General features: G+C 63.2%; 21 protein-coding genes, 1 tRNA gene and 1 pseudogene. 5 read left to right on the top strand and 18 right to left on the bottom strand.

Annotation, left to right across the window (positions count from 1 at the left end; genetic code table 11):
• The first annotated feature begins 117 nt into the window (after positions 1-117).
• On the top strand, positions 118-735 hold the full coding sequence (locus tag GWE18_RS22880) for a hypothetical protein (RefSeq protein ID WP_275187968.1): 618 nt from the start codon (positions 118-120) through the stop codon (positions 733-735).
• A gap of 231 nt (positions 736-966) precedes the next feature.
• A complete protein-coding gene (locus GWE18_RS22885; protein WP_057849533.1) occupies positions 967-1200 on the top strand; it encodes a hypothetical protein in 234 nt (77 codons plus the stop codon).
• Between the two features lie 16 nt (positions 1201-1216).
• Here GWE18_RS22885 and GWE18_RS22890 read toward each other — a convergent pair whose 3' ends face one another.
• The 5 genes from GWE18_RS22890 to GWE18_RS22910 form a co-directional block, all read right to left on the bottom strand.
• Positions 1217-3928 carry a DUF2339 domain-containing protein gene (locus GWE18_RS22890; RefSeq protein WP_275187969.1) on the bottom strand — a complete coding sequence of 904 codons (2712 nt, stop codon included), beginning with the start codon at positions 3926-3928 and terminating at the stop codon, positions 1217-1219.
• 248 nt (positions 3929-4176) lie between these two features.
• Positions 4177-4683, bottom strand: a complete 507-nt coding sequence (locus GWE18_RS22895) for a protein-tyrosine phosphatase family protein (protein WP_275187970.1) — start codon at positions 4681-4683, stop codon at positions 4177-4179.
• 149 nt (positions 4684-4832) lie between these two features.
• Positions 4833-5444 (bottom strand): HD family hydrolase, encoded by a 612-nt coding sequence (locus GWE18_RS22900; protein WP_275187971.1) that lies wholly within the window; start codon positions 5442-5444, stop codon positions 4833-4835.
• A complete protein-coding gene (locus GWE18_RS22905) occupies positions 5441-6067 on the bottom strand; it encodes a DNA-3-methyladenine glycosylase I (protein ID WP_275187972.1) in 627 nt (208 codons plus the stop codon). The genes GWE18_RS22900 and GWE18_RS22905 overlap by 4 nt, the downstream gene beginning before the upstream one ends.
• Positions 6064-6945, bottom strand: a complete 882-nt coding sequence (locus tag GWE18_RS22910; protein ID WP_275187973.1) for a folate-binding protein — start codon at positions 6943-6945, stop codon at positions 6064-6066. The genes GWE18_RS22905 and GWE18_RS22910 overlap by 4 nt, the downstream gene beginning before the upstream one ends.
• Positions 6946-7082: 137 nt before the next feature.
• Here GWE18_RS22910 and GWE18_RS22915 point away from each other — a divergent pair, with 137 nt between their 5' ends.
• A complete protein-coding gene (locus GWE18_RS22915) occupies positions 7083-8417 on the top strand; it encodes a dihydroorotase (RefSeq protein ID WP_275187974.1) in 1335 nt (444 codons plus the stop codon).
• Positions 8418-8576: 159 nt separating this feature from the next.
• Here GWE18_RS22915 and GWE18_RS22920 read toward each other — a convergent pair whose 3' ends face one another.
• The 5 genes from GWE18_RS22920 to GWE18_RS22940 form a co-directional block, all read right to left on the bottom strand.
• Positions 8577-8843, bottom strand: a complete 267-nt coding sequence (locus tag GWE18_RS22920) for a hypothetical protein (RefSeq protein ID WP_275187975.1) — start codon at positions 8841-8843, stop codon at positions 8577-8579.
• Between the two features lie 151 nt (positions 8844-8994).
• Entirely contained in the window at positions 8995-9633 is a 639-nt protein-coding gene (locus tag GWE18_RS22925; RefSeq protein WP_275187976.1) for an HAD family hydrolase, read from the bottom strand.
• A gap of 6 nt (positions 9634-9639) precedes the next feature.
• Positions 9640-10017 (bottom strand): TIGR02301 family protein, encoded by a 378-nt coding sequence (locus tag GWE18_RS22930; protein WP_057849523.1) that lies wholly within the window; start codon positions 10015-10017, stop codon positions 9640-9642.
• Positions 10018-10078: 61 nt separating this feature from the next.
• Complete coding sequence (locus GWE18_RS22935) at positions 10079-10498, bottom strand: NUDIX hydrolase (protein ID WP_275187977.1); 420 nt, start codon at positions 10496-10498, stop codon at positions 10079-10081.
• Between the two features lie 98 nt (positions 10499-10596).
• A complete protein-coding gene (locus GWE18_RS22940) occupies positions 10597-11067 on the bottom strand; it encodes a hypothetical protein (protein WP_275188014.1) in 471 nt (156 codons plus the stop codon).
• A gap of 104 nt (positions 11068-11171) precedes the next feature.
• Between GWE18_RS22940 and GWE18_RS22945 the strand changes: the two genes are divergently transcribed.
• Positions 11172-11939, top strand: a complete 768-nt coding sequence (locus tag GWE18_RS22945) for an SOS response-associated peptidase (protein WP_275187978.1) — start codon at positions 11172-11174, stop codon at positions 11937-11939.
• Positions 11940-12226: 287 nt separating this feature from the next.
• On the opposite strand, the gene GWE18_RS22950 is transcribed toward GWE18_RS22945, so the two are convergent.
• From GWE18_RS22950 to GWE18_RS22965, 4 genes are read right to left on the bottom strand one after another with little or no spacing between them, the layout of a single operon-like run.
• Positions 12227-12808: an NUDIX domain-containing protein gene (locus GWE18_RS22950; protein WP_275187979.1), complete on the bottom strand. Its 582-nt coding sequence runs from the start codon at positions 12806-12808 to the stop codon at positions 12227-12229.
• Positions 12809-12837: 29 nt separating this feature from the next.
• Positions 12838-13302, bottom strand: a complete 465-nt coding sequence (locus GWE18_RS22955; RefSeq protein WP_275187980.1) for a GNAT family acetyltransferase — start codon at positions 13300-13302, stop codon at positions 12838-12840.
• Positions 13299-14750: an FAD-binding oxidoreductase gene (locus GWE18_RS22960; RefSeq protein ID WP_275187981.1), complete on the bottom strand. Its 1452-nt coding sequence runs from the start codon at positions 14748-14750 to the stop codon at positions 13299-13301. The genes GWE18_RS22955 and GWE18_RS22960 overlap by 4 nt, the downstream gene beginning before the upstream one ends.
• A gap of 28 nt (positions 14751-14778) precedes the next feature.
• Entirely contained in the window at positions 14779-15771 is a 993-nt protein-coding gene (locus GWE18_RS22965) for an L-threonylcarbamoyladenylate synthase (RefSeq protein WP_275187982.1), read from the bottom strand.
• A 69-nt stretch (positions 15772-15840) separates the two neighbouring features.
• On the opposite strand from GWE18_RS22965, the gene GWE18_RS22970 reads away from it, so the two are divergent.
• A tRNA-Pro gene (locus GWE18_RS22970) sits at positions 15841-15917 on the top strand.
• 8 nt (positions 15918-15925) lie between these two features.
• On the opposite strand, the gene GWE18_RS22975 is transcribed toward GWE18_RS22970, so the two are convergent.
• From GWE18_RS22975 to GWE18_RS42330, 4 genes and pseudogenes are all read right to left on the bottom strand, one after another.
• Positions 15926-17173, bottom strand: coding sequence for a tyrosine-type recombinase/integrase (locus tag GWE18_RS22975; RefSeq protein ID WP_275187983.1), 1248 nt, complete (start codon positions 17171-17173; stop codon positions 15926-15928).
• 444 nt (positions 17174-17617) lie between these two features.
• Positions 17618-17983 carry a type II toxin-antitoxin system VapC family toxin gene (locus GWE18_RS22980; RefSeq protein WP_275187984.1) on the bottom strand — a complete coding sequence of 122 codons (366 nt, stop codon included), beginning with the start codon at positions 17981-17983 and terminating at the stop codon, positions 17618-17620.
• Complete coding sequence (locus tag GWE18_RS22985) at positions 17977-18192, bottom strand: ribbon-helix-helix protein, CopG family (protein ID WP_275187985.1); 216 nt, start codon at positions 18190-18192, stop codon at positions 17977-17979. The genes GWE18_RS22980 and GWE18_RS22985 overlap by 7 nt, the downstream gene beginning before the upstream one ends.
• Positions 18193-19021: 829 nt before the next feature.
• Positions 19022-19129 (bottom strand): annotated as a pseudogene (locus tag GWE18_RS42330) (JAB domain-containing protein); the annotation flags it as partial.
• Positions 19130-19190: the final 61 nt, after the last annotated feature.

Here is a 19190-nt window from a genome sequence, read left to right on the forward strand (position 1 = left end):
TTGATATGGTAAGCAGCGGGTAAAGAGGCCTGCAGCATGATCCGGTAGATTGGGGTCCCGGTTTTCATGCTCAAGCCAAGGCGGGCGCCCGCGCTCTTGTTAAGTTGGAGTAGCTGCATGCTTGCGCGTTTGGTTCTGGGGGCCGTCACGGCCAGTGCGATGATCGTTCCTGCGCTGGCCGGGAGCATGAATGCCGACGAGGCGCGCAGGTTTGTGAGCGGCAAGGTTTTCGCCTTTACCTGTTTCGACGGCACCCGTGGCGCCGGCCGCATCCTCGATGATCTCGGTGCAGCCGGTTCTATCCAATTCAGCGGCTCGGGCCCGATCCGTCATGTGCGCCTGCCCGGCAACACGCTGCAGATTCGCGGCCAGGCCGTTTGCGCTTCGATCAAGGGTCTTCCGTTCGAGCCGTGCTTCAATCTCGACAAGCGCGACGATCGCTCGTTCCGCGGCTCCGTCTCGGGCATGGGCTTTGCCTATTGCGATTTCCGCCATCAGGGCGCCTCGCAGATGCTGATGGCGCGCTCTGTGGCACGACCGCGTTCGCTGCATCGTCGGGAGGAGCCGTCGCGCGCGGCGGCTGACGCACGTGCCGAGGTAACGACGCGGGTCGAAACACCGGCGGTCGAAAGCGCCAAGCTCGAGCCGGTGAAATCCGAGCCGAAGGCGGAGCAGGCCAAGTCTGAACCGGCTAAGGCCGAGAGCGCCCCGGAGCTGCGCCGCTCGACCGATTGATCGCGGAAACGGCGCCTGGGCCAGGACGGCAAATAAGCTCGAGATCGAATGGGCGTGCGGCCGGTCCGAGAGCCATCACGCGGCCGCTGAATCATCCCGCATCCAGCCTCATCCGGCATACCCGATCCCGTAGTCATACGGGCTAGCGGATTCACGCGCTGGCAGCGAATCTCATTCCAAGTGGTGACCGGCAGAGCAGGCCGGGAGGCGGCCCAACACATGAGATCAATCATGCCGCTGTATTTTTTTCGGATCAGCCACGGTCGCTACGCAGGCGCGTCCGATCAAGGATCCGAATTCGAAAGCCGCGAGGCCGCCTGGACCGAGATGACCAAGGTTTGCGGCAACCTCCTCGGCAGCCTTTCGCGCAGCCTGAAACAGAACGCCGAATGGCAGATGGAGCTTCTCGACGAAGCCAAGAAGCCGGTGTTCAGGATTCGCCTTGTCGCGGAATCCGTTAGTTGACGCTCCATCTGAGAGATCAACTCCCTGTCGGTGCGGCGGGCGCGGCCGGCGCGGCCGCTTGCCTGCGGAACAGGATCCGCTGGTAAAGCCAGCCGATCGCCACCAACACCAGGCCGAGACACATGAACGACAGCGCGCGGTAGACGCCGGTCAGTGTCGACATGTCGATCAGGAAGGCTTTCAGGATCGTTAGTGCGATGACGATCGCGGACGCCAGCCGCGCGCGCTGCGAGTTGAAGAGAATGCCGATGCCGAGCAGTACGACGCCGAACGCCAGATACGCGATCGAGTAGGTGTATTGCTCGGCGCCGGTGGTCGGACCGACGGACAAGACCGGGCCGTGATAGATTCGCCGGATCTCAAACGTCACGTAAGCAAGCGCGAGAACGAGCGCGCCCGCCGCGATCGTGTTGGCGTAGGCGACCGGTCGGCGGCCTGCCACGGCATAGGACAATAGCAGCGCGAGTACCGCGGGCAGGGCGTAGCCAAGCAGCAGGAGGTTGATGACGATGCCGCCGACGTCGATGTGCCAGAGAATCGGGTTTTCCAGCAGCAACAGCCCGAACAGCGCCGCGAGGCCGGCGAACGCCGTCAGCAGGATCGCGCCGGCATTGTGGATAACGCTGCCGGTGCGGATGCGGAGGCGCTCCAGTCCGATCGCCATCGCCAGCGCCACGCAGACCTGCAGCGCGACCTCGGTCAGGCCGGCACTCTGGCGATAGACGTCGCCATTATTGACGGCATGACGGATCTCCATGAACGCGAGCAGCACCGTGAACAGGATTGCTGCCGCCTCCACCGTCCGCAGCGGTGCGTCATCGCCGCCACGGCGCAGGAAGATGCTGCCGGCCCAGAACGAGAGAGCGGGAATGCCGTAGCCCCACAACAGCCAGTTGAAGATCGGCGTGGTGCCGACGGCGCTGCCTACGATGCGCGGCTCGTAGCCGATCCGCAGCACCACGATGCCGGCAAGGATGGCAGCGAGCGCGCGCAGGAACGGGATCGGCCGCTGCGTCGAAATCCACGCCGTGCCTGCCGACATCAAAGCCAGCGCGATTGTCAGCCAGCCTTTTTCCAGCGCAAAGGTCAGCGCGAGCGCCAGCGCTGCGAGCGCGCCGGTCGCGAACAACGCGATCGAGGTCTGCAATCCCGGTCGGTCATCGCGCTTGCTGAGGATCTCGGTTGCGGCGGCATAGGCCGCGGCCAGCATCACCGCGAGAATCGCAAACGGAATCGAGCGGTCGAGATGCGCGATGCGGGCGTAGAGCGCGACCAGAAGCGCCAGCGGCGTGAAGACCGCCGCGGCCGACCAGATCACCGGTATGACCGGCCCCGCGAAGCGGCCCTGCGCCAGGAATCCCGCCACGCCGAAGCCCACGGCGAAGATCGCAGCCGAGATCAGGTGCAGCGACACCGATCCGTCGGTGGCACGCGGCCCGATGTCTGACAACGGGCCACCGGGCAGCACCAGCATATCGGGATTGGCGCGAACGGCCCATTCGGCGAACACCACAAAGACCAACGCGGCGGCGGCTCCGACAGCGCCGGCGGCGGCGTCGCTGCGCCAGGCGACAAGCAGGCTGCCGGCCACCAGCAGGCCGAACACGATCATCGCAGTGTCGGCATGGAAGCTGTTCAGCACGATCAAGGTCGCGCCGAGCAGATAGGCCGCAAGCGAGCCGGATGAGATCGGCTCGACCTGCCCCTCGTCGGCGGGCGGGCCGAACATGAAACCGCACACCACGAGCAGGGCGGCGAGAATGAAACCGGCGAGCACGTGGAACGCATGCGGGCCGACCATCGATGGGCCGCATTGCAGGCAGGGGAACGTCCATAGCAGCGCGAACGCAATCGCGGTGACTGCGAGCCAGCGCCACAGCCTGACGCGCGCCAGACCGAAGGCGGCTGCGGTGACGATCGCGAGATAGATGTAGAGCGCCCAGAAGTCCGGCTTGTCGGATGAGACCAGGATCGGGGTTACGAAGGCGCCGACGACGCCAAGGCCGGCGAGCGCCGGGCCATGCAGCAGCGCTGCGGCCAGCGTGCCGAGCGCCACCAGCCCGAGCAGGATGAACGCAGTCGCGGGCACCAGGAAGCCATACAGCGCATAGGCGGCGTACACCGTAGCAAACGCCACTGCTGTTCCGGCAGCAGTCAGAATGGCCGGAATGTTGGCAATCGGCAGGGTCGCAATGGAAGACACGCTCTCCTTGCGGCGGGTCCATTCACCAGCCAGCAGAAGGGCCGCCGCAAACAACCCGCCCAGCATGGTGCGCACGCCTGGACCTAGCAGGCCAGCCTCGATCGAGTATCGAACCATGAAGAATCCGCCGAGCGCAAGCGTCAGCCCGCCGACCCACACCACCCAGCGGGTGCCGATCGTCTCCTCGAAGCCGCGATCGGGCTGCGGTGGTGGCGGTGGCGGCGCACCGCCTGCGGCCTGCTCTGGAGTCTCGGAGGGCGCAACGGGCGCGGCGGGTTCTACGTCGGGGACGATGGGCGGTGGTGTTGGCGCGGCTCCGGCCGAGGCCGGCGGCAGGGTCTGCTCGAAGGCTTCAAATGGCGTGAGCGGCGGGGGCACGGGCCCAGCCGCGGTCGCCGGTGACGCCTGGATGGCCTCCAGGCGCTGGCGCAACTCCGCCACTTCATTCATGGCTTTCCGCGCGAAGATCAGAGCAACGATCGCGATCGCGAGCGGCGCGAAGAAGAAGAAGGGGTCGTCGAACATGGAGCCTCCAGGCGGCCGCGTCAGACCGTTAACCGGCCACGTCGGCAGCCCGGTTGCAATCCTGTGTGCGCCTTTGTCCGCTAAAAGTTCAAATGGGGCATTCGCCATCAGCAGTCATCGTGTCCCGGACGCGGTGCGGCGCGCAGCGCTGCTCCGCAGAGCCGGGACCCATGATCGCTTGGGCCCCGGATCAGCAGCGCATCACGCCGCAAGCGCGGCGTGATGCGCAGCATCCGGGGAACATCGCGTCATTCCAAATCGACGCGGAACGGCCGGCCTTCGACGGTCATGCTGCCGGGGCCCATTTCGTCGAGTGCGCGCAGCATCCGCCCCTCGCGTCCCAGAGCCTTGTCGGCGAGACTGACGATCAGCCGGTTGGGGGAGGCGATCGGGGAGCGGGCGCGAATCTGCCTCGCTATCTCGATCTCGTCGCGGTGCGGATTGAGCGCGCAGGCGGCCGCAAAGGCGCTCGCGGTGGAGCGGCTGATGCCGGCATAGCAATGCACCACCATCGGCGCGTTGCGGTCCCAGCTACGGACGAAATTCAGCACCCTTTCGATATGATGATCTGCCGGCGCGACAAAACCGTCCATGTGCTCGGTGATGTCGTCCATCGACACTTTCAGATGGTTGGCCTCGAGCACCGATGCCGGGCGGAGCACCTGATCGACATTGGCCATTACGGTGAGAATGTGGCTGGCGCCAGTGGCTTTGACGATCTCGGGAAGTGCGGCAAGCGAACAGACGTGAAGCATGGCGATCCCTGGTATTCCTGGTTGCCGAGATTATAGCTGCTGCTTGTAGGGTGGGCAAAGGCGCGTTTGCGCCGGTGCCCACCATCTTGTTTCCGAGGGAAATAATGGTGGGCACGCTTGCGCTTTGCCCACCCTACAACGGCCTCCATTCAACCAAGCAGCAGCTTGAATCGGGCCAAAAACTGCTTCTCGGCCCGGGCCGCAGTCCACGGCGTCAGATAATCACGCACCGTGGCCTCGGGCAGGCCGGGATCTCTGCCGAACAGGCGCTTCGCCTCGGCCTGTGAAAATCCTGCCAGATGGGTGGCTTCGAGATAGGCCGCGCCGCGATCGGCCGCCTTGATGGCTTTGGTGATTTCATCGGCGAGAGTTGGCGGCAGGCCGAAGCGAATATGGATCGCCGCCAGCAGGCGCTTTTCCACCACCTTGTAGTCGCCGCCGAGCACCGCCTTGAACGGCGAGATCATGTCGCCGATGACATATTCCGGTGCGTCGTGCAGCAGCGCAGCGAGCCGGAAGCTGACGTCGACGCGCGGCATCTGCTCGCGCATCACGGTTTCCACCAGCAGCGTATGCTGCGCCACCGAGAAAATATGCGCGCCGCTGGTCTGCCCGTTCCAGCGCGCAACGCGCGCCAGGCCATGGGCGATGTCGGCTATCTCGATATCGAGCGGGGAGGGGTCCAGCAGGTCGAGCCGCCGCCCCGACAGCATCCGCTGCCAGGCGCGGTTGGCGATGCTGGACGATTTTCGCGTCGTCATTTGGCCTTGAGGCGGGGCTTGCGAAGTTTGCCGCAGCAGGCCTCGTGGCAGAAGCACGTGACCAGATGGTCGTTGACCATGCCGGTGGCCTGCATGAAGGCGTAGACGATGGTCGGGCCGACGAATTTGAAACCGCGCGCGCCGAGCTCCTTTGAAATCTTGATCGAGACCGGCGTTGAGACCGGCACGCTGGCCGTGGTCTTGAACTGGTTGACGAGGGGCTTGCCGTCGACGAAGTCCCACAGGAATTTGGAGAAGCCCGCACCTTCTTCCATGATCTTCAGATAGGCCTTGGCGCTGTTGACGGCGCCTTCGATCTTGGCGCGGTTGCGCACGATGCCGGCATCGTTCATCAGGGCGTGAATCTTTTTGGCGTTGTAACGCGCGATCTTCTCCGGCTGGAAGTCGTCGAAGGCTTTGCGAAAATTTTCGCGCTTGCGCAAAATCGTGATCCACGACAGCCCGGCCTGGAAGCCGTCGAGGATCAGCTTTTCATAGAGCGCCCGGTCGTCATATTCTGGCACGCCCCACTCGGTGTCGTGATAGGCCATGTAGAACGGGTCTTCGCCGGGCCACGGGCACCGTATCTTGCCGTCGGGGTGCAGGCGCGCAGATTTGCTCATGCGACGGTCTGCTTCGGTGGGGTGCGAACATCGTTCGGGTCGGTCAGCCGGATCGCAAGGCCGCCGGCCGTCAACGCATGTCCGGCATCGAGCGCGTCTGCAACGCGGTCGATCCGGACCAACGCGAGGCCATGGCCACCGGCGGTCGATCCCATGGTGCCGACCTGCTTGTCGCCGCCGAGAACGGCAGCGCCCGTCTCCGGCGAAAGGTCTTCGAGCGTAATCCGCACGATCCGTGTGCGCGCGGTGCCGCGATGCTGCATCCGCGACACCACTTCCTGGCCGACATAACAGCCCTTGTCGAAGTCGACGCCGTGCAGGCGATCCATATTCGTCTCGTGCGGAAACGCGTCGCTGTACATGAAATCGAGCCCGCCGCGCGGCACGCCCATGGCGATGCGATGGGCCTCATAGGCCTCGCTGTCGACGAGATCGGCGCCGATCAGATCGGCCACCTTCTGCTTGAGCTCTTCGGGCACGAGGATGCGCCAGCCCAGCGCCTCTTGCCGCGGATCGGCAAACGCCAGATCGGGCTTCATCGCAGGCTCGCCGTCCCACGCTGCCAGCACGCCCATGCTGCCCGAGATATTTTCCACCGCGACCTTGGCGCGCAGCTTGTAGAAGCCGAGCTTGTCGGCGAGGTTCTGCGCCAGCGCGCGGGGCGCATCGATCAGGAAGCCTCCGCCATGGCCGGCCGGGGCTTCCGTGATCAGGAAGTCGGCCGTGATCTTGCCCTGCGGCGTCAGCAGCGCGCCGAACCGGCCAAGGCCGGGCTCGAGCAGCGTGATGTCTGTGGTGACGAGGCCGTTGAGGAAGCTGCGGGCATCCTCGCCGCTGACCTTGACCACGCCCCGGTCCGGAAGAAACGCTGCTTTCATAAGCTAAATCGGCCTCTTTTGACGTGTTTTTGAAGTTCCGGAGAAAACGCAGGTGACGGATATCCCATGCGAAGTTAAGGCGCTAAGGTGCCGCCAACAAGGCCTGTGCGAAAGCCTGACGCGGGCGTCGAGGACCGATGAATCAACGATTTGATACCATTCTAAAATCCGGCACCGTGGTCAATCAGGACGGCGAGGGCATCCGCGACATCGGCATTTCCAACGGCCGGATCGCCGCGATCGGCGGGCTGGGACAAGCCTCCGCCGCCGAGACAATCGACTGCAAGGGCCTGCACATCCTGCCGGGCGTGATGGACACGCAGGTGCATTTCCGCGAGCCGGGCCAGACGCATAAGGAAGATCTTGAAACCGGTTCGCGCAGTGCCGCGATGGGTGGCGTCACGGCTGTGTTCGAAATGCCGAACACCGATCCGCTGACCGTCACGGAAGCCAACTTCACCGACAAGGTGAAGCGCGGCCGTCACCGCATGCATTGCGACTTTGCTTTCTTCATCGGTGGCACGCGCGAGAATGTTCAGGATTTACCTGAACTCGAACGCGCACCGGGCTGCGCCGGCGTGAAGGTATTTATCGGCTCCTCCACCGGTGCGCTGCTGGTCGAGGATGACGAGAGCCTGCGCCGCATCTTCCAGGTGATCCGCCGCCGCGCTGCCTTTCACGCCGAGGATGAATACCGCCTCAACGAGCGCAAGCCGCTCCGCGTCGAGGGCGATCCGCGCTCGCATCCGGTATGGCGCGACGAGACCGCGGCGCTGATGGCGACCCAGCGGCTGGTCAATCTTGCGCGCGAAACGGGAAAACGCATCCACGTCCTGCACATCTCGACCAAGCAGGAAATCGACTATCTGCGCGACCACAAGGATGTCGCCTCCTGCGAGGCGACGCCGCATCATCTCACCATGGCCGCACCCGAATGCTACGAGCGGCTCGGCACCCGCGCGCAGATGAACCCGCCGGTGCGCTCGGCCGATCACCGCGACGGTATCTGGTACGGCATCGAGCAAGGCATCATCGATGTGCTTGGTTCCGACCACGCTCCGCATACGCTGGAGGAAAAGGCGAAAACCTATCCGGCCTCGCCCTCGGGCATGACCGGAGTGCAGACGCTCGTGCCCTTGATGCTCGACCACGTCAATGCGGGGCGGCTGTCGCTGGCACGCTTCGTCGATCTGACGAGCGCGGGCCCTGCGCGTCTCTACAACATCGCCTGCAAGGGCCGCATTGCAGCAGGCTATGACGCCGATTTCACCATCGTCGATCTGAAGCGCTCCGAGACCATCACCAACAAATGGGTAGCCTCGCGCGCCGGCTGGACGCCCTATGACGGCATGCGTGTCACGGGTTGGCCCGTCGGCACCTTCGTGCGCGGCAAGCGTGTGATGTGGCAGGGTGAGGTAACGGCGCCTTCCACCGGCGAGCCGGTGCGGTTCTTGGAGACGTTGACGGCGTGAGAGTTTCTGCTGTGCGAGAGGCGCGGCGTCGTGCCCCATCACAGTCGTCGTCACCCGCGAAGGCGGGTGATCCAGTATTCCAGAGACGATAGCGATTGAATCGAGAGGCTTCGGCGTACTGGATCGCCCGCCTTCGCGGGCGATGACAGCGGAGTAAATCTACTGCTTCGCCAGCGACAGCGAAAACTCGCCGTTGCGCACGCGAACCGAGAGACCCTCGACGAATTTCGCCACCGCGTCCTCGCCATAGGTCGAGACCAGTTCGGCCAGCGCCGTGAACAGGCTCGCCTGTGCGAGGCAGTCGCCATCGACGCCTTCGTGCCGCGCTTCCGCCCAGGCCTCGTTCAGGTAGCACAGGGCAGTCTGCTTCTGTTCGTGATCGGGAAGCGGCTCGCGGGCGATCGAGAAGGAGGCTGGGCGGCTCATGAAGCTCAACGAAATCTGCGCGCGAACCAGGGCGGATCGCATCCTAACGCGATAAGCTGTAGCATGCGGTGCGAGCCCGCCTAGGCCACATCTTTAAGAAAGGTTAACGGCGCTGCCGAATTTCAGGCGGTGACAAAAGTTCCCGCTCGTTTCACGTAATGCAACCGAGGATCGCGCCCGGAGTAGCGCAAACATGGTGCGCGCCGGCCTCCAGCAACTCGTCCCGGCTGCCGTAGCCGTACAGCACGCCGATGCCCTTCATGCCGTTGTTTTTCGCACCGACCATGTCGTGGCTACGGTCGCCGATCATCAGGGTTTTGACCGGATCGACTGACGTCTCCTTCAGCGCGTATTCCAGCAGATGCGACTTGTCCGCGCGCGTGCCGTCGAGCTCGGCACCGAACACGCGCTCGAAATGGCTGCGCAGGCCGAAATGGTCGATAATGCGGTCGGCGAACACGTGCGCCTTGCTTGTGGCGACGAACAGCCGGTGGCCGGAAGCGCATAGCGACGCCAGCACCTCGCCGATGCCGTCGTAGACGCTGTTCTCATACAGGCCGATTTCGGAAAATCGCTCGCGGTAGAGCGCCACCGCGCGATCGGCGGTGTGATCGCCGCCGAGCAACCTCACAAAGCTCGTGCGCAGCGGCGGGCCGATGCACCAGGTCAGCTCGTCCGCGGTCGGAATTGTATGATGATCGAGCTTTTGCAGCGCGTATTGGATCGAGCGGGTGATGCCCAGCTTGGGGTCCGTCAGCGTTCCGTCGAGGTCGAAATAGATCGCGTCCATGGTTGCCTAGTTCGCGTAGCGCGCGGTGAGGTCGCGCGAGATCTTTGAGCCTTCCTCGATATATCGGCGAATCGCGACCGAAGCTGCGGGCGTGCAGGTCCGGTAGGTCTGCTGAAAGCCGTTATAGCCGCGGTTGAAGCCTGCGATCATGCGGGCGCGGCGGTCGCCGGAAGGGGTTTCGGCGTCGATCAGCGCCTGCATTTCGTTGCGCCATTTCGCCCCTTCATTGGCACCGCAAATGCCCCGGAGGTAGTGGAGGGTGCCGAGAATCTCGGCCAGCCGCTGCAGTTCGCCGTCAAACGGCGCGGCGGCATCCTGGGCCCGCACGGGGGCCACATGGCATGCCGAGATAAGGATGAGGGCGGCGAGGGCGTGCTTGAGCATTGGGGCCGATATGCCCCCTCAAGACGCCCGAGGCAAGGCGTGAGGCGCTGAGGGGCCCCGCCTAGACCAGCTTCCGGGCGGCCTCGATGACCTCCAGAAGGCCGCCGGTGACCTTGAGATCGCCAAGCCCATCCGGCGACAGCCATTTGTAATCATCGTGCTCGTCGTTCAGGACCGGCTCCCCGGCCGCCCAGCGCGCCGCGAACGACATGATCACGTAATGCCCGCCGCCAGAGGCGCCGGGCAGCACTTCGCGCCAGCCTGCCAGGCCCAAAATCTCGATTCTTAGGCCCGTTTCCTCGTCCACCTCGCGGTGGAGCGCGCTGTGCAGGGATTCGCCGAATTCGACCCGGCCGCCGGGGAACGAGTAAAAACCCTTGCCCGGCGAGCGGGCGCGGCGGACCAGGAGGACCTTGCCGTCGCGGAAGATCGCGCCGCTGACGGCGAGCTGGGGGCGGGTCGGCTGAACTGGGGAAGCCAAGGGTGATCCGGGTAAGCAGGGAACTTGCGGTGGAAGCGATCATGCCCGATCGGTCCGCGCAGGTCTAATGCGGCAGCGTGGCGTCAAGCGGGAGGCGGCTAGTTCGACATCACCGCTTCGACGTCGGCCTCGGCGTTACCGTTGATGATGCCGCCGGCCAGCGCCACCAGCGGCTTGACCCAGGCGGTGGCCTGCTCGGCCAGCGTGGCGCGCGTCCTGTCCTGCTGGGCTTCGCGCATCGCCTTGCCCACCGCGGTCAGGATCGAGGTCATGGTCGCAGTGAGATGGTCGAAATTGGCGCGGACCTTGGGATCGGCGCATTCATAGGCCTCGATCGCGAGGTCGCGGGCCTTGAAGTTGGAGGCCCAAAAATGCTCGGCGTAGGACAGCGGAGTCCAGGTGAGGAAATCCTCCGCGCATTCCGGCATGTCCGGAACCATTTCGAGCAGCATGATGGCTTCGTTGAAATGATTCAGGTAGTCGGTGGCGAGCCCGGTGCGCGGATTGATATTGGCGGCGCGCAACTGCTCCGCGCGGGCCTCGTCTATACGGCCCGTCGGTGGCGGCATCGGAAGATCGGATCGCAATTCGGTGGCGGCCGTACAGGTCATCTGTTCCACTGTTAACATCTGGGGTTAACAGCCATTAAACGGCGGCTTATCTTGGTCAGATAATGTGCGGACGTTTCGTCATTACCTCGCCGCCGGCGGCGCTTCGGCAGATCTTCGGCTATATCGAGCAGCCCAATTTCCCGCCGCGGTATAATATCGCGCCGACTCAGCCGGTTCCGGTTGTCATCCTGGAAAATGGCGGTCGCCACTTCCGGCTGATGCGCTGGGGACTGGTGCCCTCGTGGGTGAAGGATCCCCGTAAATTTACGCTCCTGATCAATGCGCGTTCCGAGACGGTTCTCGATAAGCCTGCCTTCAAAAATGCCATCAAGCGGCGGCGCTGCCTGATTCCGGCGGACGGATATTACGAGTGGCAGGATGCCGGCGGCCGCAGGCGGCCGTTCTTCATCCATCGCCGCGACGGCCGGCCGGTCGGCTTTGCCGCGCTCGCGGAGACCTGGATGGGGCCGAACGGCGAGGAGACCGACAGCGTCGCCATCGTCACCGCACCGGCCAGCCGCGACCTTGCCACGCTGCATGACCGCGTGCCGGTGACGATCGCGCCTGAGGAATTCGAGCGCTGGCTCGACGGCCGCACCCACGACGCCGAGGATGTGATGCCGCTGCTGCGCGGGCCGACTGAGGGCGAGTTCGCCTGGCACGAGATTTCCACCCGCGTCAATCGCGTGGTCAATGACGACGCGCAACTGCTGTTGCCGATCACGGACGAGGAGCGCGCGGCGGAGGAGCCGAAGCCTGTGAGGAAGGCCGCGCCGCGCAAGGCGGCATCGGTGGTGCCTGAGGATGACGGGCAGGGCTCGTTGTTTTGACGGGGATTCAATCTCGTCGTTCTCTCGTAGGGTGGGCAAAGCGAAGCGTGCCCACCATTTTCACCACGCGATCCCGCTCGCAATGGTGGGCACGCTGCGCTTTGCCCACCCTACAGTCTTCGCAATCCCCTGCCAGACCTCATCCTGAGGAGCGCGTCTTCGCGCGTCTCGAAGGATGAATGGCACTAGCGGGGCCTCGTGGTTCGAGACGGCGCGGAGCCCTGTCATCGGGACGCGCTACGCGCGGACCCGTTGGCGCCTCCTCACCATGAGGGTTCAATAATTCCTCACCGAAAAATATGCAGCGCCGCGTATTGCAGCAGCATGATGGTCTTGGCATCGACGATGCGGCCGTCTGATATCATCGCGAGCGCCTGCTCGATCGGCAGCTTCAGCACTTCGATGTCTTCGCCTTCCTCGGCAATGCCGCCGCCGCTATTGATGCGCATCGCAGCTTCGTATTCGGCGACGAAAAAGTGCAGCTTCTCCGTGACCGAGCCCGGGCTCATGAAGGCCTCGAACACTTTGCGCACATCGTGAAGCCGATAGCCGATTTCCTCTTCCGCCTCCGCGCGAATCCGCTTCTCGGGAGTCTCGTCGTCGAGCAGGCCGGCGGCGGCCTCGATCAGGAGATCGTCATGACCGGCAAGGTAGGCCGGCAGGCGGAACTGTCGCGTCAGCACGACGGTGCGGCTTGCGACATTATACGGCAACAGCGTCGCGGCATGACCACGGTCGAAAACTTCCCGCTTCTGCGTCTGCCATTCGCCGTTGCCGCGGCGATAGTCGAACTCGACTTCGTTCAACCGATAGTGCCGGTCGGAGAGCACGCTGACGTTCTTGACGCGGACACGATCGGAGATGGTCATATTTGTTTGCCTGGTCGTGATCGTGATGGCTAAGGCGTCGGCTCGCGGCCGTCGAGCCATTTGGCGAACGTCACGGTCTGCTGGTTGTAATAGCCGAGCGACTGGTAGAACGCGTGGACCTGCGCATTGTCTTTGCGAACCATAAGTTGAAGCTTCAAGATGCCGCAAGCACGAAGCCATTCTTCGGCGGCGTTCATGATTACTCGACCGTAGCCTTCATAGCGCCGATCCGGATCGACAGTGACATAGTAGACCCAGCCGCGATGGCCGTCATGGCCGACCATCACCGACGCGACAAGCGCTCCGTTGTTGCGGCCCAACAGCACGGTTGAGTTGGTTTCCTTACGCGCCAAAGCGATGTCGCTGGCCGGATCGTTCCATGGTCGCGTCGAACCGCAACGCTGCCACAGCGCGATCACCTCAGCGATATCGCGGTCTTCAATCGTCGTGATGATAAGTCCGTCGACGGTCGTAGCAGGAGGAGGAATATTCACAGCACTTTCCCGGGATTCATGATGCCGAGGGGATCGAGCATCGCCTTGATACCGCGCATCAGTTCGATCGCGACCTTGTCCTTGACGTCGGGCAGTTCGTCGCGCTTGAGCACGCCGATGCCGTGCTCGGCCGAAATCGATCCGCCCATCCGCAGCACGATCGCAAACACCACCTCGTTCACCTCATGCCAGCGTGACATGAAGTCGGCGGTGTCGCCGCCGATCGGCTGGCTGACATTGTAGTGGATGTTGCCGTCGCCGAGATGGCCGAACGGCACCGGCCGCGAGCCCGGAATCAGCTTCACCACCGCCGCATTGGCCTCCTCGATGAAGGCGGGCACGGCCGCAACCGGCACGGATATATCGTGCTTGATCGAGCCGCCTTCCGGCTTCTGCGCCGCCGACATCTCGTCGCGCAATTTCCAGAACCCGGCGCGCTGGGAGAGATTTGCCGCGATCACGGCGTCGTCGACGATGCCTTCCTCCATGCCCTTGGCGAGGATGGATTCCAGCGCGCCGCGGGCATCGTCGCGTGGAGACGACAATTCCATCAGCACGTACCAGGGATGCTTTGATGTCAGGGGATCGCGGATGTCGATGCCGTGGCGCAGGCTGAAATCGACCGCGATGTCGGCGAGCAGTTCGAAGCTGGTGAGGCTGCCGGCCGCCTCGTTCTGCGCGATCGACAGCAGTTTCAGCGCTTCTGCCGGCGATTTGAGACCGACATAGGCGGTCTCCACCGCATGCGGCTTCGGAAACAGTTTTAGCGTCGCCGCGGTGATGATGCCGAGCGTGCCTTCGGCGCCGATGAAGAGATTGCGCAGGTCGTAGCCGGTGTTGTCCTTCTTCAGCTTCGACAGCCCGTTCAGGATCCGGCCGTCGGCGAGCACGACCTCGAGCCCGAGCGCCATCTCGCGCGCCACGCCATAGGCCAGCGCCGCCGTGCCGCCGGCATTGGTGGAGAGGTTGCCGCCGATGGTGCAGCTTCCTTCCGCGCCGAGCGATAGCGGGAACAGACGACCGGCTTCGGCCGCACGCTGCTGTGCGATCTGCAGCACCACGCCGGCCTCGCAGGTCATGGTGTTGGAGGCGGGATCGATCTCGCGGATCTTGTCCAGCCGCCGCATCGAGACGACCACTTCGCCATTATGCGGGGTCTGGCCGCCGACCAGGCCGGTATTGCCGCCCTGCGGCACCAGCGCGATCTTGTGTTCGCTGGCGAGCTTGCAGATCGCGGACACTTCCGCCGTGGAGCCGGGCCGCAACACCAGCGGCGAACGGCCGTGGAACAGATCGCGCTCCTCGGTGACATAAGGCGCGATATCGGCCGCGTCGGTCACCGCGTATTTGTCGCCGACAATAGCGCGAAATTTTGCGATCAACTCGGCGGGAAGCGGCGGCACGGAAGCTTGCGAAGACCCTTGAACGGATTCTTGGACGATATTCATTTTCTTGTTCTCTTTCATTCCCGCCCGTTCATTCTCGCCCCATGGCTGCGCGGCGCAGCCGGTCGTTGATGGCTTCGCCCAATCCCTCGTCCGGAATGGGCATCACCGCAATGGTGTGCACGCCTTTGCCGTCGAGTGCGCGAAGATGGCCGAACAGATTGGCGGCGGCCTCTGCAAGATCGCCGCGCTCCGACAGATTCATCACCGTGGACGCGGCGTCAATTCCCGAAATTGCTCCGAGGCCAAAGGCGAGCAATGCTTCGCCGGGCTCGAGCCGCTCGGCGTTGAGGCGCACGCGCGCGCGCGGTGCGTAATGGGACGCCAGCATGCCCGGCGCCAGCGGTTGCCCGCTGTCGCTCTCGGTATCTGCCGGCGGCTGCACCAGCGCGCGGCCCAGCACGCGTTCGATCTCCGCGCGCGGCAGGCCGCCGGGGCGCAGCAGGATCGGTTCGTCAAAGCAGCCGACGATGGTCGATTCAACGCCGACGTCGACCGCGCCGCCGTCGACGATCAGGTCGATCCGGCCCGAGAGGTCGCTCTCCACATGGGCCGCCGTGGTCGGCGAGACATGACCCGAGATGTTTGCCGACGGCGCCACCACCGGGCCGCCGAACACGCGCAGGATGTCGCGCGCGATCCTGTGCGCGGGTATCCGGATCGCGACCGTGTCGAGGCCAGCGGTGGCGAGGTCGGCCACCGCGCAATCCGGCGTTTTCCGCAGCACCAGCGTCAGCGGGCCGGGCCAGAACGCCTCGGCGAGCGCCATCGCCGGCACGTCAAAGCGCGCGATCGCCCGGGCGGCGGCGATATCGCCGACATGGGCGATCAGCGGATTGAAGGCCGGCCGGCCCTTGGCCTGGTAGAGGCGGGCGATCGCACCCGGGTTGGTGGCATCCGCGCCGAGGCCGTAGACGGTCTCGGTCGGGAACGCGACCAGCCCGCCTTCAGCCAGCGCACGCGCTGCGGCCGCCACGGCGGCCTCGCCGGCGGGCAAAATCTGGGTTTTCAGGCCAACATTCACTGTGATTAATTTCCTTAATCCGGCTGCTTGCGGTTGCCGAAACCCAAGGCTATAAGCCGCGTTCCAAGTCGGAGTGTGGCTCAGCCCGGTAGAGCACTGCGTTCGGGACGCAGGGGTCGCAGGTTCGAATCCTGCCACTCCGACCATGATTTTCTTACGCTTTTCGTCTTCTTTCACGATAGGCGGCCAAGTCAACCCCGCGATCAACCCCAGATACGATGTTCTTGCTTGGTTTCGTCGTGATCGCCGCGGCCGCTTCGCGCAAGAACTCCGGGTGGTGGTGGCCATAGGTATCAAGCAACACCTCCACCGACATTCCAAGAAACCCTGACGCTTTCCACGGGTCTGCTCCCCGCTGCATCAGCCAGGTCGCGGCCGTGTGCCTCAAGGTATGCGGAGTGACCTTGCCTGCTTCGGTGGATAGTTTGGCGAGTCCAACAGCGCTTCGGAAACCCGACTTGACGGATTTGATCGCCGCGCCGTTGAACTCGACAAAGTGCGAGATGATCGCGCCCGTCCTGACCCAGCGGCGCATATGGGCGAGCAACCGGTCAGGAATTGGCGCCGGCGGCTGCCGCTTTTTGGTCGGGCGCCGTCCCTGGGCGAGCCGATAAAAGATGCCGTTTTCAAGATCGACATACGATCGGCCCGTGTCACGGTACGGCGACGCTGACGCGATAGCGCCGGCCCGGGTGCCGGTATAGAGGCCAATCAGAATAAAGCGCGCGATATGGCGAAGCGGGCGCTTGCCGGTTTCAATCTTTTGATTCTTGAGAGGTCCGCGATGGCGTGTCTGGACTTCGCGGTACCGCCAGCACGCCCATAACAACGCGGCCGCTTCGCTGCGGCTCAGCCATCGATCACGACCTGGTCCTTTTGCAGGAAGCGCGACGCGAACCAACCCGCGGTGCAGACCTTCCCGCGCATGATGATTGATTGCTGCACGCAGATCTTCCAGATCGCGCCGGGCTCCCCCGGATCGCCCGCGGGCCTTCACATACTGCCCGCATGTCTGCGCATTCACCTCAGCCAGCATTTTGCCGCCGAAGAAATCGTTCAGGCGACCGATCCGGTCGGCGAACTCGGATATTTCAGACTGAGGGGAGCCTCGTTCGAGGTAAGTCGCCTCGCGATGGGCGTGATAGATTGCCAGCACATCGGCGACATCGATGTCTTCAATGTCGCGGACGCGACGCGGGGGACGGTACTTCGAGGTGATATACTTTACTAGGGCGTCTTCGGCGGCCTTCGGCGGCTTTCGCTCAGCCTCGCTCGCAAAGACTCCTGTGGCAACCTCGCGGTCTCCATCGCGGATGGTCCAGACGGCGTTGGCGATGAGACGTCCATTTCTTCTCTTGGCCTTGCGTTTGTAGAGTCTCGGGCCTTTGCTGATACGCGGCATAGCTCCCTCATGCGCTCGATATGTGCCAGCGTCGTAAAATCCTTACCGGCGATGCGCTCGATGATGAGGCGACCGCGCAAGGCTTCCTTGCGAAGCCCAGAACTCGTCATCGACCCATCGGGAAATGCCAGCGAAGCTGCGGTGGATAGTCGAATTGGATCGTTGGGAGCAATTTCGCTTCGACGGTTTGTTGGTGCGCCCATGGTCGCAGACTCGCTGGATTTCCTCGACGTTGCGCAGCCAGTTGTGCATCCCAGCGATGTTGCCTGTTCTCGCGACCAAAGAAAACGACGCTCTCGGTGCAGATTGAGTAACCCGCGTCGCACGCCAGCGTAGTCTTGCGAGCCCGCTCGCAGAGAAATCTGAGTCAGCAAAGCGTAGCGTAGCAGAATTACTTGCGTGTTTCACAGACACTCTCAACATTGGATATCTCGATCGCTATCTTCATAGCTTGTAAGGTGCGCGGACACCGGGATCGCCATCCGGGAAATCCTTGATGTTGCGCGTGACGAGCAACATGGCATGCACCTGTGCTGTCGCCCAGATCACCGCATCTGGTAACTTGATCCGATGGCTTCGACGAAGATTAACGGCGCGTTCCGCGACCAGTTCATCGACTGCGACGACATTGAAGCCGCTCAGGAAGCTGCGAGTCGCGGCTTCAAGCTCATGATCGGCACCAACCATGACCTCCATCCACGTTATGATACTGACTGCTTTTTCCGTATAGCGCTGAAGTTCTGTGCGGGCTTCGGGAACAGCATTGAGGTAGTCGACCAGAATATTGGTGTCGAACAGTGCCTTCACCATTCGCGACGCACCTTCTCCTGATAGGCCAAGCCGTCCACCTTGCGTTTACCCCAGAGCCCAAACGCATCACCTTCTTGCTTGCTATGCCGCTTCGCGAGGTAGTCGTCGATCGCCTGACGAATAAGCGCCGCGCGCGACTGCTTGTCTTTCTTCGACAGTTCGTCCAGCGCTTGGATTTGGCCATCGCCGAGATCAACCAGCGTTCGCATGGTTAGGGCTCCTGATATATGATATCGATATTATATATCTAACCGCCGAAAACGCCAACCCAATCGCGCTATCTGCGAAGAGCGATGGCTCATCTGGGCGACGGCTCTACCGACAATGTTCGGCCTCATAACCTGAAGGTCATAGGTTCAAATCCGATCCCGCAACCAAGTTTTAAGCCCTTGAAAACGCGCCATTTTCGAGGGCTTTTGCTGTCCGAATTTTGGCCCCAAATTTGGTTCGTGGAAGCGGCAGGAGGAAAGTCGCAGAAATCGGCGGGGCGCGGGCGAGACGCAATGGCTCAATTGTGATCGAAGGGACGTTTACCCGCGGGCGCATAGATCCTCCATAACCGATTTGCGCAGGCCCACCCGTTCCTCAGCAGAGGACATCGAAATTACTGGCCCGGCACAACTCCAACCTGCAATCAGACCGTTATGAGCGGGCGGATAGAAGACGCTGCCGTTGATTTTTCCAGCATTCTCGTTGTGTTTAGTATCGTTCGTTGCACCTCATTTCGATTGTTTCTGGTGCAAAACTGGTGCGGTACGCGCGTTCTTGTTGCCCTCAACGAACATCAGCTTATACGCCGCTTGGCACTGCGGTGGTCGGTCAGTATTCAGAGGTAGTTACAAGCGCCCACGACCGCACGGACGTGCGTCTTCGCGTAGCCGCGAGCGATGGCGTTGGATCGCCCGAGGGATGGTTGTGCATGAACCCACGTGCTGTTCTACGACTTTGAAATCAAAGGAGTCTGCAGTCGTCACCAGTTAGGTGATGGCTGTAATTGGGGGTGGTTGGTGATGCCCGTTCGTGATCATCCCGATTGGTCATGCTGGCGTGGCCGTTCTTACCGACGATGATATGATCGCGCACGGAAATGCCGGGGGTGCCGATGATCCCGGCGATCTACCTTGTCGTCTGGATGTCGGCGGTCGACCGGCAGGCGGCGCGATGACTGCGGCTGACGAGGCGGGATAGGATATCCACGCCCGCGGAC

Origin of the sequence: Bradyrhizobium sp. CSA112 (assembly GCF_029051645.1) — a bacterium.
GTDB lineage: Bacteria > Pseudomonadota > Alphaproteobacteria > Rhizobiales > Xanthobacteraceae > Bradyrhizobium.